General features: G+C 65.7%; 11 protein-coding genes. 5 read left to right on the top strand and 6 right to left on the bottom strand.

Annotated features, from left to right (window positions below):
• Positions 1-116 precede the first annotated feature (116 nt).
• The 3 genes from BWR19_06755 to BWR19_06745 all read left to right on the top strand — a co-directional run bounded on the left by BWR19_06755 (position 117) and on the right by BWR19_06745 (position 3,144).
• The gene (locus BWR19_06755; GenBank protein ID APX92663.1) at positions 117-1,358 is read left to right on the top strand and encodes a glycine/betaine ABC transporter ATP-binding protein; all 1,242 of its coding nucleotides are present in this window, start codon (positions 117-119) and stop codon (positions 1,356-1,358) included.
• 5 nt (positions 1,359-1,363) lie between these two features.
• Positions 1,364-2,197, top strand: a complete 834-nt coding sequence (locus BWR19_06750) for an ABC transporter permease (GenBank protein APX94928.1) — start codon at positions 1,364-1,366, stop codon at positions 2,195-2,197.
• 74 nt (positions 2,198-2,271) lie between these two features.
• A complete protein-coding gene (locus tag BWR19_06745) occupies positions 2,272-3,144 on the top strand; it encodes a glycine/betaine ABC transporter substrate-binding protein (GenBank protein ID APX92662.1) in 873 nt (290 codons plus the stop codon).
• A gap of 82 nt (positions 3,145-3,226) precedes the next feature.
• Here the strand turns inward: BWR19_06745 and BWR19_06740 are convergent, their stop codons facing one another.
• From BWR19_06740 to BWR19_06725, 4 genes are all read right to left on the bottom strand, one after another.
• Positions 3,227-5,071 (bottom strand): SLC13 family permease, encoded by a 1,845-nt coding sequence (locus tag BWR19_06740; protein ID APX92661.1) that lies wholly within the window; start codon positions 5,069-5,071, stop codon positions 3,227-3,229.
• A gap of 290 nt (positions 5,072-5,361) precedes the next feature.
• On the bottom strand, positions 5,362-6,180 hold the full coding sequence (locus BWR19_06735; GenBank protein ID APX92660.1) for an enoyl-CoA hydratase: 819 nt from the start codon (positions 6,178-6,180) through the stop codon (positions 5,362-5,364).
• Positions 6,177-8,399 carry an acetyl-CoA synthetase gene (locus BWR19_06730; GenBank protein ID APX92659.1) on the bottom strand — a complete coding sequence of 741 codons (2,223 nt, stop codon included), beginning with the start codon at positions 8,397-8,399 and terminating at the stop codon, positions 6,177-6,179. Before BWR19_06730 ends, BWR19_06735 begins: the two co-directional genes overlap by 4 nt.
• 2 nt (positions 8,400-8,401) lie before the next feature.
• On the bottom strand, positions 8,402-9,196 hold the full coding sequence (locus tag BWR19_06725) for a crotonase (GenBank protein ID APX92658.1): 795 nt from the start codon (positions 9,194-9,196) through the stop codon (positions 8,402-8,404).
• A gap of 229 nt (positions 9,197-9,425) precedes the next feature.
• On the opposite strand from BWR19_06725, the gene BWR19_06720 reads away from it, so the two are divergent.
• Positions 9,426-10,322, top strand: a complete 897-nt coding sequence (locus BWR19_06720) for a silent information regulator protein Sir2 (protein APX94927.1) — start codon at positions 9,426-9,428, stop codon at positions 10,320-10,322.
• A 57-nt stretch (positions 10,323-10,379) separates the two neighbouring features.
• On the opposite strand, the gene BWR19_06715 is transcribed toward BWR19_06720, so the two are convergent.
• Both BWR19_06715 and BWR19_06710 read right to left on the bottom strand, forming a co-directional pair.
• Positions 10,380-11,357: a quinone oxidoreductase gene (locus tag BWR19_06715; protein ID APX92657.1), complete on the bottom strand. Its 978-nt coding sequence runs from the start codon at positions 11,355-11,357 to the stop codon at positions 10,380-10,382.
• A 61-nt stretch (positions 11,358-11,418) separates the two neighbouring features.
• Positions 11,419-11,988 carry a hypothetical protein gene (locus BWR19_06710; GenBank protein ID APX92656.1) on the bottom strand — a complete coding sequence of 190 codons (570 nt, stop codon included), beginning with the start codon at positions 11,986-11,988 and terminating at the stop codon, positions 11,419-11,421.
• A 160-nt stretch (positions 11,989-12,148) separates the two neighbouring features.
• On the opposite strand from BWR19_06710, the gene BWR19_06705 reads away from it, so the two are divergent.
• Positions 12,149-12,943 carry a glycerophosphoryl diester phosphodiesterase gene (locus tag BWR19_06705; GenBank protein ID APX92655.1) on the top strand — a complete coding sequence of 265 codons (795 nt, stop codon included), beginning with the start codon at positions 12,149-12,151 and terminating at the stop codon, positions 12,941-12,943.
• Positions 12,944-13,000: the final 57 nt, after the last annotated feature.

The raw sequence follows: 13,000 nt of genomic DNA, 5'->3' as shown, positions 1-13,000 counted from the left end.
CAACCGTCAGAGTGACGCACTCCCCGCCCGCCACTGCGATTCGGTCGGTGTACGAACGCCTCGACGCTGCCGCGTCAGGCCCGCGCCACGAACTGGGGACGACAACAGGCAATCCAATGAATGAAGAACGCAACGTCAAGATTCGCGTACGCAACCTGAGCAAGGTCTTCGGCTCTCAGCCCAAGAAGGCCCTGGCACTGCGTGACCAGGGGCTCAAACGCCCGGAGATCCTTGAAAAGACGGGCCAGACACTGGGCCTGTCCAATATCGACTTCGATGTCCACGAGGGGGAACTGCTGGTCATCATGGGGCTTTCGGGCTCCGGCAAATCGACCCTGATCCGCTGCCTGAATCGCTTGATCGAACCCTCCGAGGGCGAGATCGTGATCGACGGCGAGAACATCCCCACCCTGGGCGAAAAAGCACTACTCGAATGCCGGCGCCGCCACTTCTCGATGGTGTTCCAGAACTTCGCGCTGTTCCCGCATCGCACCGTGCAGAAGAACGCCGAGTTTGGTCTCGAAATTCGCGGCATCGATCCCGCCGAACGCCGCGAGATCGCCCGCACCGCGCTCAAGCAGGTCGGCCTGGATGGCTGGGAGGATGCCTACCCCAACCAGCTCTCCGGGGGCATGCAGCAGCGCGTCGGCCTGGCCCGGGCGCTGGCCAACGACGCCAGCGTGCTGCTGATGGACGAGGCCTTCTCGGCCCTCGACCCGCTGATCCGTGGCGACATGCAGCAGGAACTGCTGCAGCTGCAGAGTCGGATGCAGAAGACCACGGTGTTCATCACCCACGACCTGGATGAGGCGCTGACCATCGGCGATCGTATCGTGCTGCTCAAGGATGGCGAGATCGTGCAGATCGGCACCCCCGAGGAGATCCTCACCAAGCCCGCCGACGACTATGTGCGGCGCTTCATCGAAGGCGTCGACAAGGCGCGCATCCTCACCGCCGAGAGCGCCATGCGCCGGGTTCGCTCCACGGTGCGCGACAGCGACGGCCCGCGCACCGCGCTGCGCAAGATGCATGAGCATAGCCTCGACTCGATCTACATCATCGACCGCGACCAGCACCTGATCGGCCTGATCGAGGCCGAGGCGGCCAGCCAGGCGCTGGAGCAGGGCAAGGAGCGCGTCACCGATGTCATGACCCAGGATTTCCGGCGGGTCACACTCGAGGAGCCGATGCACCACCTGTTTGCCATGTTCAGTGAGCACAGCTTCCCGATTGCCGTGGTCGACGACCAGCAGCGCCTGCTCGGCGTGGTCGTCAAAGGCGCCGTACTCGACCAGCTGGCCCAGGCCGCTGAGCCCACACTCATCGCAGAGCGCCCCACCACGGCAGGAGAGGCATAATGGCTATCGATATTCCCCGCATCCCCCTGGGTAACTGGATCGAGGGTGGCCTGGACTGGCTGACCAGCGAATACTCGATGGTGACCCGCGCCATTTCCCGTGCCACCCAGACCGGTATCAACGGCCTCAACGATGCGCTGATGTGGCTGCCGCCCTGGGCGCTGCTGCTGATCATCGTGGCGATCTGCTGGAAAGTGGCCAACGCCCGGCTCGCCATCGGCGGTGCCGCCGGCCTGGCGCTGATCTGGAACCTGGGCCTGTGGAACCCGATGATCGAGACGCTGACCCTGGTGGTGATCGCCACCCTGGTGGCCGTGGTCATCGCCATCCCGGTGGGTATCACCGCGGCGCTCTCCGAACGGCTCTATCGCACCATCATGCCGGTGCTCGACTTCATGCAGACCATGCCGGCCTTCGTCTACCTGATTCCGGCGATTCCGTTCTTCGGCATCGGCTCGGTCTCGGCGATCTTCGCCACGGTGATCTTCTCCATGCCACCGGCGATCCGCTTCACCACCCTGGGCATCCGCCAGGTACCCAAGGAGCTGATCGAGGCCGCCGACGCCTATGGCGCCACCCGCGGCCAGAAGCTGGTCAAGGTACAGCTGCCGCTGTCGTTGCCGACGGTCATGGCCGGCATCAACCAGACCATCATGCTGGCGCTGTCGATGGTGGTGATCGCCGCCATGATCGGCGCCGACGGCCTGGGCAGCGAAGTGTGGCGCGCCATCCAGCGGCTGCGCCCCGGCGACGGCTTCGAGGCGGGTATCGCGGTGGTCATTCTGGCCATGCTGCTCGACCGCCTGACCCAGTCGCTGAGCAAGGAACGCAAGTCGTAAGGCCAGGGTGGTCCCTTGAATCCATTCACCCGGGCCACCATGGTGTATTAGTGAACCGCAAAGAGGGGAAAAACATGAAGAAGCAAGCGCTGAATCGCCACATCCGCACTACCAGCCTGGCACTGGCCGCGGGCGTCGGCCTCACCGCCGCCGGCGCCGCCCAGGCCCAGGACACGGTCAACCTGGCCTACGTCGAGTGGGCTTCGGAAGTCGCCTCCACCAACGTGGTGCGTGCGGTGCTCGAGCAGGCCGGCTACGAGGTCGACATGACCTCGCTGTCCGCCGCCGCCATGTGGCAGGCACTCTCCACCGGCGATGCCGATGCCATCGTCGCCGCCTGGCTACCCACCACCCATGCCGACTACCTCGAGCGTGTCGGCGATGACGTCGAGGACCTGGGCGTCAACCTGGACGGCACCAAGCTCGGCCTGGTGGTCCCCGAGTACACCGACGTCGACTCCATCGAGGACCTCAACGACAACGCCGATCTGTTCGATGGCGAGATCATCGGCATCGATCCCGGCGCCGGCCTGATGGGCCTGACCGAGGAGGTGGTCGACGAGTATGGCCTCGACCTGCGCCTGCGCAGCGGCAGCGACGCCACCATGGTCGCCGCGCTGAGCAGCGCCATCAACAACGAGGAAGACATCGTCGTCACCAGCTGGACACCCCACTGGATGTTCGCCCGCTGGGACCTCAAGTACCTCGAGGATCCACAGGAGATCTACGGTGGCGCCGAGCAGATCCACACCGTGGTACGCCAGGGTCTCGCCGATGACATGCCCGAAGTGCATGCCATCCTCGATGCCTTCGAGTGGACGCCGGAGCAGATGGGCGAAGTCATGCTGATGAACCAGGAAGATGGCGCCGACCCCTACGAGAGCGCTCAGCAGTGGGTCGCCGACAACCAGGACCTGGTCGAGGAGTGGCTCTCCGCCGCTGAATAAATCCGCCACGTAGCGCTGCGAGCCCATTCGCAGCGTCGCAATAAAAGGGGATGGCCAGGCGGCCATCCCCTTTTTCATGCGCTCACAGCGGCCATACCAGCATGATCATCGGAATCGATACCACTAGCACCAACAGCGTCAGCGGCAGACCGAGCGTCCAGTAGTCGCTGAAGCGATAGCCCCCAGGCCCCATGACCAAGGTGTTGGACTGGTGGCCGATGGGCGTCAGGAAGGCGCAGGAGGCGCTGACCGCCACCACCATAAGGAACGGATCCAGCGACAGGCCGAAGCCGCTTGCCAGGCTGGCGGCAATCGGCGCCATCAAAAGCGCGGCGGCGGCATTGTTGATCACGTTGGAGAGCAGCGTCGAGATCACGAACAGCGCCACCAGGGTGGCCACCGGCGGCCAGCCGCTGCCTAGCGCCAGCATCGCCTCGGCGATCAGCGCCGCGCCACCGCTGGTATCCAGCGCCTCGCCCACCGGCAGCATCGCCGCCAGCAGCACGATCACCGGCCCGTCGATGGCCTGATAGCCGTCGCGCAGCGGCAATACCCCGACCAGCAGCGATACCAGCGCCGCCGTGGCGAGCGCCACCGCGGCCGGCAGCAGGTCGGTAAGCATGGCGATGATCGCCAGTGCGAAGATAGCGATCGACAGCAGCAGCATGCGCGGCTGGCCGATGGTCAGGTTTCGGTTGGCCAGCGGCAGGCAGCCCAGCGTCGCCAGGCTCTCGGCCAGTCCGCTCTCATCGCCCTGCAGCAGCAGCACGTCGCCAGCCTTGAAGCGAATCTCGCGCAGCCGCTGCTTGAGTCGCGCCCCGTCGCGAGCCACCGCCACCAGGTGCAGGCCGTGCTGGTTCTGCAGACGCAGCTGAACCACGGTGCGGTTGACCATCATCGAGTCGTTACGCACCACTGCTTCGACCAGCTGCAGGCCCTCGGTATCGACGCCGTTGCGCTTCTTCTTGCCCTGCTTGTCCTTGTTTTGCTGCGCTTCCTCCGTCTCCTTGGCGGTATCGGCACCTTCCTCTTCGTCCTCGGGCTCCGCCCCCAGCGACAGTCCCGCCTTGTCCTCGAGCAGCTTCATCTCCTCGGGGCCGCCCTCCACCAGCAGGATATCGCCCTCCCGCAGGCTGCCGTGAAAGGCGTGGCCGGCGCGTCGCTCGTCATCACGCACCACCGCCACCACCGGAATGGTCTCCTCCAGCGCCTCGTGCATCTCGCGCAGGGTCCAGCCGATGGCCTTGGACTCCTCCCCCACCTTGAGCTCGACCAGATAGTTGTCGGTATCGAACAGCTCTTCGGCGGACGACTGGCCCTCGCGACGCGGGGTCAGACGCCAACCCACCAGCACGATAAACGCGAGGCCCACCGCGGCCACCACCACACCGACGGGGAAGAACGAGAACATGCCAAAGTTGTCGCCGGTCTGGGCGCCGCGGTAGGTAGCAATAATGATATTCGGCGGGGTACCGATCAGCGTCATCAGGCCGCCCAGCAGCGAGCCGAAGGCCAGCGGCATCAGCAGCAGCGAAGGGGAGCTGTTGTGTTCGCGGGCCATGCGCATCGCCACCGGCAGCAGCAATGCCAGCGCCCCGACGTTGTTCATTACCGCCGAGAGCACCGTCACGGTGCCGGTCAACACCAGCAGCTGCAGCACCAGCCGCTCGCCGACCTTGAGCGTCTGCTCGGCGATCACGTCGACCAACCCCGAGCGCTCGAAGCCCTTGCTCAGCACCAGCACAGCGGCCACGGTGATCACCGCCGGGTGGCCAAAGCCCATGAACGCTCGGTCGGCCTCCACCAGCCCCAGCATCACCGACGTCAGCAGCGCGGAGAGCGCCACCAGATCGTAGCGAAAGCGACCCCAGACGAAGGCCGCCAGGGTCAGTCCCAGAACGATGAACACCAGCGTACTGTCGGCCACGGCTTTCCCACCTCCCTGTTGAGCAGCACCGTCACCAGCACAACAGGAGAGCCTTATTAACGCCAGCATTTTTTTAGAGGGGCTCTACAAAAGGGCTGCACTCGACAATGCGTCGTTAAAAACTGACTCAACATGCTCATTTACACCCCGTAAACTGCGCTGTTTCGTCAATTTTTGCCTCGTCTTGCCTTCGTTCGCCTGTTTTGTAAAAACCCTCTTTTCGCGTGAGGTAAGAAAAGCCCCGCCGAGGCGGGGCCTTGGCACCCTCCCTGGATACCGCTTGCGAGTGGCTACCGGGCCATCTTCTCCAGCATGCGCTGGACCGCCTCGAGATGCTCCGGCTCGTTATGACACATCCCCTGGAAGGTCGCGCACAGGTCGAGAAAGTCCTTGAGCTCCAGGCGACTGCCCTGCTTCATCAGGCGCTTGGTGAGTCGCGTCGCCTTGGGCGGCTGGGCGGCAAACTGTGCCGCCAGCTCGCCTGCCCGGCGCATCAGTGCCTCATGCTCGACCACCTCTAGCACGATGCCGTACTCGCGGGCCTCCTCGGCGCCGATCACCCGGCCGGAGAGGGTCAGCTCGAAGGCGCGCTGATAGCCGATCAGCCGCTGCAGAAACCAGGCGCCGCCGTCGCCGGGAATGATCCCCAGGTTGAGGAAGGTCTCGCCGAACTTGGCCCTGTCCGAGGCGATGCGAATATCGGCCATATTGGCCAGATCGAAGCCCGCGCCGATGGCCGGGCCGTTGACCGCGGCGATGATCGGCACCTCGACGCCCTGCAGCGCCAGCGGGATACGCTGGATACCGCGCCGGTAGCGCTCGGCGACCTCGGCCACGTCGCCAGCGAAGTCGCCGCCGCGCTGGGCCATATCCTTGACGTTGCCGCCGGCGCTGAACGCCGAACCGGCGCCGGTGATCATCAGCACCGAGACCGCGTCGCAGCGGTTGACCCACTCGGCCACGGCGACGATATCGTCGACCAGCCCGGTACCGGTCAGGGCGTTGCGCACGTCGTGACGATCCAGGGTCAGGGTGGCCACCCTCTCCTCGAGGGTCAACTGGGCATCGGACAGCTGCGGCACGCTGTCTTGAGTAGCGATCTGGCTCATGCGTCGGCGTCCCTTTCGTCGGTCTGGTAGGCGTCGGTGATCTGGGCGTCTCGCGCGACGATAACCCGGGCGTCGACCACGGCATAGCCGTCGGCGTTGACGATCACCGGATTGAGGTCGAGTTCGGAAAGCGCGGGGTATGCCTCGACCAGGCGTGACACGGTAAGCAGCAGGTCGACCAGCGCCGTCTTGTCCACGGCCTTCTCGCCGCGCACGCCGCCGAGGATCTTCTTGGCCTTGATCTGCTCGACCATCGATTCGGCGTCGTGGCGGGAGAGCGGGATCGAACGGAAGGCCACGTCCTCGAGGATCTCGACGAAGATACCGCCGAGGCCGAACATCAGCACCGGGCCGAAGATCGGATCACGGATCACCCCGACGATCACCTCCACGCCCTTCTTGGCCATGGGGGCGATCAGCACGCCCTCGATCTCCGCGCCGGCGTCGTAGGTGTGGCAGGCATCGAGGATCGCCTGGCGGGCCTCGTGCATGGCGGCCTCGCCGACTACGTTGAGGCGTACACCGCCGGCGTCGGACTTGTGCAGGATGTCTTTCGAGACCACTTTCATGGCCAGCGGGATATCGCCACGCTCGTCGCGAAACAGGGCCGCCGCCTCGGCCAGGTCGGCCGCGTTTCTGACCACCCGCTCCTGTGGCACCGCGACGCCGTGGTCGCGCAGCAGCCGCTTGGCCTCATACTCGAAGAGATCGCGCCCCTCGGCCCGGGCCTGCTGGAACATGGCGCTCAGCTCGGCGCGCGGCTCGACCGTCTTTTCACGGGCATGACGATGGGTTTCGGCCAGGTACTGGCCGCGCTCGCCGAGGGCCGCCAGCAGCCGCACGGCATGCTCGATGGAGGCATAGATGGGTAACCCTGCCTCGTGCAATCGGCGCAGCGCCGGCGGCTTGACCGGGGTATAGAGGCTATAGATCACCAGCGGCTTGGTGGTCGCCTTGGCCAGATCGACCATCGCCTCGGCGCCGCGCATCTCATCGCCCAGCAGCGACTCGGCGAAGCGGATGCTGTAGCCGCCGAACATGCCGACCAGAAACACGCTGTCGACGTTGTCGTCGGCGGCGACGATCTCCATGCAGGTCGCCAGCAGCGAGGGGTTGGCGTCGGTGGAGCCGGCCACGTCCACCGGGTTGACGGTAGACGCCTGGGGAAAAAGGATCGCGCGCAGCCGGTCGCGGGTCGCCTCGCTGAGCTCGGCGAGTTCCAGGCCCGCCTCGGCCAGCCGGTCAGAGGCGATGGTGGCCTGGCCGCCGCCGTCGGAAATCACCGCCACGCGCTTGCCGCGGGCCTTCTGCAGCAGCCCTAGCCCCTCGGCCACCGGCAGGATCTCGTCGGAGTACTGCACCACACTGACCCCGGCCTGCTTGAGCAGGTCCACGGTCATGGTGTAGCTGCCGGCCAGCGCCCCGGTGTGCGAGCTGGCGGCCTTCTGGCCCTGCTCAGTGGAGCCGGACTTGTAGACCACCACCGGCTTCATGGCGGTGACCTCGCGGGCCACGTCGAGGAACTTGCGGCCGTCGCGGAAGCCTTCTACGTAGAGCGTCGCCACCCGGGTCTGCTCGTCCTCGCCCAGGTAGCGCAGGTAGTCGTTGAAGCCGATGTCGCTCTGGTTGCCAGGGCCAACATAGGTCGAGAAGCCCACCTGGCCGTTGTGCTGGGCCTCCAGCGCCAGCGCCAGCAGCATGTTGCCCGACTGCGAGATGATCCCCACATCGCCAGGGCGCACGTTATCCAGCGCCAGCAGGTTGATCCGCTGGTGAAGATTGAAGATACCCGAGGTATTGGGGCCGATGATGCGCACGCCGTGGGCGCGCGCCTTGTCCATCATCGCCTGCTCCAGCGCCGCCCCCTGGCCGCCGATCTCGGCGAAGCCGCTGGCCAGTATCACCGCCCCCTTGATGCCGCGCCGCCCGCACTCGGCGATCAGCTCGGGCACGCTGGCCGCCGGGGTACAGATCAGCGCCAGCTCGGGATTACCGGGAATCGCCGTCACCGACGGCCAGGCCTTGACCCCCAGGATCATGTCGGCCTTGGGATTGACCGGATAGATGTCACCGCGGTAGCCGTCCTTGATCAGGCCGACCATGGCCTTGTAGCCACGCTTGGTGGGATCGGACGAGGCACCGATCACGGCAATGCCGGTGGGCGCCAGGATATCGTGCAGCGGGCTGCGGCTCGGCAGATGTCCTTCGATAGGATTCATGCTCACTGCCCCTTGAAGCGCGGAGCGCGCTTCTCGGCGAAGGCGTCGACGCCCTCCTGCCAGTCATCGGTGGTCGAACAGGTGAAGACCGCATCCAGCTCCTGCTGCAGTTGGCTTTCCAGCCCGGTTTCGCTGGCCTGGTTGACCAGCCGCTTGAGCATCGCCATGGAGACCGGCGCCTGCTTGGCCAACGTCTGGGCCAGCCGCTCGGCTTCATGCAGCAGCGATGCGACCGGCCAGTGGTCGCTGGCCAGGCCGATGCGGGTGGCCTGCTCGCCGTCGATCCGCTTGCCGGTATAGAGCAGCTCGCGCGCCATGCCCAGGCCCACCAGCTGAGGCAGCAGCTTGGAGACGCCGCCGCCCACGCAGGTGCCGATGCCGGTCTCGGGGAAGCCGAGCTGGGCCTCGTCCGCCATCACGATGAAATCGCAGGCCACCGCCATCTCGGCCCCGGCGCCCAGCGCATAGCCGTTGACCGCGGCAATCACCGGCTTGTTTAGGCGCAGGATCGCCTCGCACACGTCGTTGCCCAGCTGCAGGTACTGGCGGCGCTGATAGAGGGTGCGCGCGGCACCGCCGTGCTCCTTCATATCAGCCCCGACGCAGAAGGCGCGCCCCTCGCCGGTGAGGATCACCGTGCGCACCTTGGGGTCACGCTCCGCTTCGCCAAACGCCTGCAGCAGTTCACGGTAGAGCTCTTCGACGACGGCATTGAGGCGATGGGGACGATTGAAGCGAATGACCATGATCGCCTCGCGGGGCTCGACGATCAGGGTCTCGTAGGTAGGGCGACGCATCGGTTCTCCTCGGCAGGGGCCTGGATACATGGTTGACAGAACATAAGTGCCACTAAATACATTGCCATGACACATATGTGTTGGTTGCGATGCTAAAGTCGAGCGCCGACGGCTGTCAATACGCATGTATCATGATATTTATCACCATGTATCATTTGTGACACTCATGGCCGTGGCAATACGTTACAATGCCGCCCACATCGAGCAGCCGCATAACAACGAGGTCACGATGACGCAGGATCACGCCACCGCTCCCATCACCACCCTCGATGCCGTCAATCAGGCCCTCGCCGAGAGCTATTCGGAACTCAGCCCACAGCTCAAGCTGGCCGCACGCTACGTGCTCGACAACCCGATGGAGATCGCTTTTCAGTCGATCCGCAAGTCGGCCGCCGCCGCCGGGGTGACCTCATCGACGCTGATGCGGCTGGCCAAGCGGCTGGGCTTCGATAGCTACGAGCAGTTCCGCGAGATCTTCCAGTCGGCGGTCCAGGCCGGCCCCATCGAACTCTCGGGGCGCGCCTCGAGCCTCAAGGCGCTGGCCGGGAGCGACGATCAGGTATTCGTCGACGTGGGGGATACCGCGTTCGACAACATCGGCCGGCTGTTCACCGCCGACATGCAGCCCAAGGTCCGCGATGCCGCCGAGCGCCTGCTGGCGGCAGGCAAGGTCGCCGTGGTGGGATTTCGTGACGCCTTCGCCTGTGCCTACCACTTCGCCTACGTGGGGCGCATCGCGATGCCCAACGTACAGCTGATTCGTGGCCAGGAAGGCGGATTGCTCACCGAGCTTGCCACCTTCGGCGAGGGCGACGTGGTGGTAGCCTTCGGCTTCGACCCCTACTGCGCCGAGACCGTGCGAGCCCTCGAGGTGACCCGCGCCAACGGCGTCGAGGCCATCGTGGTCACCGACACCCTGCGCTCACCGCTGGTACCCGGCGCTGCGCTGACCTTCAATATCGCCACTGCCACGCCGCACTTCTTTCCGTCGATCCTCTCGGCGATCACCCTGATCGAGGCGATCCTCGCCGAGTGCGTCGCCTACGGACCGGAAGCGCTGGTCGACAACGTCACCCGCTTCGAGTCGCGGATGCGCGAGCTCGGCGCCTATATCGATCTGGAGTAGCAAAACGACGGCGCCCGCCTAAAAAGGCGGGCGCCGCGAAGGTCTACAGCGAGCTGCTCAGGGCAGCAGAATGGTCGAGCCGGTGGTCTTGCGGCTGGCCAGCGCCTGCTGGGCCTTGCCGGCCTCTTCCAGGGCGAAGCGCTGGGCGATGTCGATCTTGATCTTGCCGCTCTCGAGCATCGCGAACAGATCCTGGCACATGGCCTCGAAGCGCTCGCGGGTGTCGGCGTAGCCGTTGAGGCTGGGGCGGGTCACGAACAGCGAGCCCTTCTGGTTGAGGATACCGATATTGACCCCTTCCACGGCCCCCGAGGCGTTGCCGAAGCTGACCATCAGCGAACGCGGCTTGAGGCAGTTCAGCGAGGTCTCCCAGGTGTCCTTGCCCACCGAATCGTAGACCACGTCGCACATCGCGCCGCCGGTCAGTTCCTTGACCCGCTCGACGACGTCTTCCTTGGTGTAGTCAATGGTCTCCCAGGCGCCGTTCTGCTTGGCCAGGGCGGCCTTCTCCGGGGAGCTGACGGTGCCGATCAGCTTGACCCCCAACTCACGCGCCCACTGGCAGGCGATCGAGCCGACGCCGCCGGCCGCGGCATGCCACAGGATGGTTTCGCCGCCCTTCAGTTCATAGGTCTGACGCATCAGGTACTGCACGGTCAGGCCCTTGAGCATGCTGGCCGCGGCGGTATCGCAGTCGATGCCGTCGGGCAGCACCACCACCTTGGCAGCCGGCAGGGTGTGCACCTCGGCATAGGAACCCAGCGGGCCCTGGGCGTAGGCGACGCGGTCGCCGACCTTGAGATGGGTGACGCCCTCGCCGACCGCCTCGACCACGCCGGCACCTTCGGTGCCGAGGCCCGAGGGCATCGACGGCGCCGGATACAGCCCGGTGCGGAAGTAGATATCGATGAAGTTGAGGCCCACCGCCTGATTGCGGACCTGGACCTCACCGGCGCCGGGCGCCTTGGGCTCGACGTCGACTAGCTCGAGGACCTCGGGGCCACCGGTCTTGGCAAACTGAATACGCTTGGCCATGGATGCTTCCTTAGATTGCTAACGGGATGTCACGCTATCCAAACGCTGTTTCGTGCCACGGTCAAGTCAGTGTGGCAGGGAACGACTCGAGCCCTTCAACGAAGTCGCGCTTTTCCGCCTCGAAAGCCTTGGCATCGTGCTTGAAACGGCGCAGCACCTGCTGCTCATCGATCTTGATCGTGGCTGCCAGCGCCGCCAGCTGGGTGGCGGGATGCGATGTCGCCAGGCCGATGCGGGCGCCCTGCTCGCCGCCAAACCAGCGGTTGATGCCGCACGACTGGTAGAAGGCCTCCTGCTCGGCATCGATAGCATCGACCCGCAGCGGTGCCTTGAGCGCCAGCTCGGCGATCAGGCGCCGCTTGGGCTCATCGTCATCGCCGAGACGGCACGCCAGGCGCAGCGTCATTCCTTCGCCGGCCTCGTCGAGCACCAGCAGCGCCAGCGCCTGGGGCGCGCCCTGGGCGTCGACAAGCGCCAGCAGCCGCGCCGCTTCCTCGGCGAACAGCACCCGCCGGGTGCCGGCAAACACCACCAGCGGCGTCAACCCCGCCGACTGGCCGTAGTGCTCGGCGCACAGCCGCGCCAGGCAGGCGTCGCGCTGGGCGACATCGGTGACATGCATGACCTTCATTCGACTACCTCGATTCCACGTACGGCGCGCTTGCCGGCGCGCCCAAAACCGCGCAGCCTAGCATATCCTGGGGAGTGGCGCCCTGGGGCCAGGGAGGTAAGTAATGTGGTTGTCATCATGCTGAGATAATCTCGGCCAAACACTCAGGAGGGCCTAGCGAATGTCATACGCCTATACCGCCGATGGGCTTCCCCGCACCATTGCCCACCGCGGGCTGTCGGCGCACCTGCCGGAGAATACCCTGAGCGCGGTGCGCGCGGCCAAGCAGATCGGCTGCGACTGGGTAGAGATCGACGTACAGCTGCTCGGCGACGGCACCCCGGTGATCTGGCACGACAACGGCGTGCGGCGCTGCTCCGACAGCCGCGGCAAGCTGGCCAAGCTCGACCTGGAACGCGCCCGCGCGCTGGACGTGGGCGGCTGGTTCAGCGGCCACTTCGCCGGCGAACGCATGGCCACCCTCGACGAGATGCTGGCGCTGCTCAACGAGCTGGAGATGGGCGTCAACCTCGAGCTCAAGGTCAACCGCGGCCGCGACCCGCTGGCCCTGACCCACACCGTGATCCCCCTGGCGCTGGCGGCGCTGCCCGCCGAGCGGTTGATCGTCTCGTCGTTCAACCGCACAGCGCTGGATGCCGCGCGTGACGTCCAGCGCGATCCCGACAAGCTGCGCCTGGGGCTGCTCTTCGAGAAGACACCACGCGAGTGGCGGCGCGACGCCGAGGCGCTTAATGCCTTCAGCCTGCACGTCGACTGGCGCAAGCTGAAAGAGAAGCGCGCTCGCGAGATCAAGGACGCCGGCTACGCGCTGTTCTGCTATACCCCCAACGATCCAGTCGCCTTCGCCCCGCAGTGGGACTGGGGCGTCGACGGCGTGATCAGCGACGATCCGGCGCTGTTCAAGCACCACCTCCCCGAGTCCGCCTCCCTTCCCGAGCGCCTGACAGAGACTTGATCCAGATCAAGGCCGGGGCCGCTAGCGTTCAAGGCCCGCGGCTGCCCTGCCGATAGT

This window comes from Halomonas sp. 1513, from assembly GCA_001971685.1.
Taxonomy (GTDB): domain Bacteria; phylum Pseudomonadota; class Gammaproteobacteria; order Pseudomonadales; family Halomonadaceae; genus Franzmannia.
The sequence above is the reverse complement of the archived record's forward strand: the minus strand, read 5'-3'. Positions and strand labels throughout refer to the sequence as shown.

Bases quoted from the DNA above. Each gene is read 5' to 3' on its own strand.
- BWR19_06730 (APX92659.1), bottom strand. From the start codon at position 8,399: ATGAATCCTATCGAAGGACATCTGCCGAGCCGCAGCCCGCTGCACGAT.
- BWR19_06705 (APX92655.1), top strand. From the start codon at position 12,149: ATGTCATACGCCTATACCGCCGATGGGCTTCCCCGCACCATTGCCCAC.
- BWR19_06720 (APX94927.1), top strand. From the start codon at position 9,426: ATGACGCAGGATCACGCCACCGCTCCCATCACCACCCTCGATGCCGTC.
- BWR19_06725 (APX92658.1), bottom strand. From the start codon at position 9,196: ATGCGTCGCCCTACCTACGAGACCCTGATCGTCGAGCCCCGCGAGGCG.
- BWR19_06715 (APX92657.1), bottom strand. From the start codon at position 11,357: ATGGCCAAGCGTATTCAGTTTGCCAAGACCGGTGGCCCCGAGGTCCTC.
- BWR19_06755 (APX92663.1), top strand. From the start codon at position 117: ATGAATGAAGAACGCAACGTCAAGATTCGCGTACGCAACCTGAGCAAG.
- BWR19_06745 (APX92662.1), top strand. From the start codon at position 2,272: ATGAAGAAGCAAGCGCTGAATCGCCACATCCGCACTACCAGCCTGGCA.
- BWR19_06735 (APX92660.1), bottom strand. From the start codon at position 6,180: ATGAGCCAGATCGCTACTCAAGACAGCGTGCCGCAGCTGTCCGATGCC.
- BWR19_06710 (APX92656.1), bottom strand. From the start codon at position 11,988: ATGAAGGTCATGCATGTCACCGATGTCGCCCAGCGCGACGCCTGCCTG.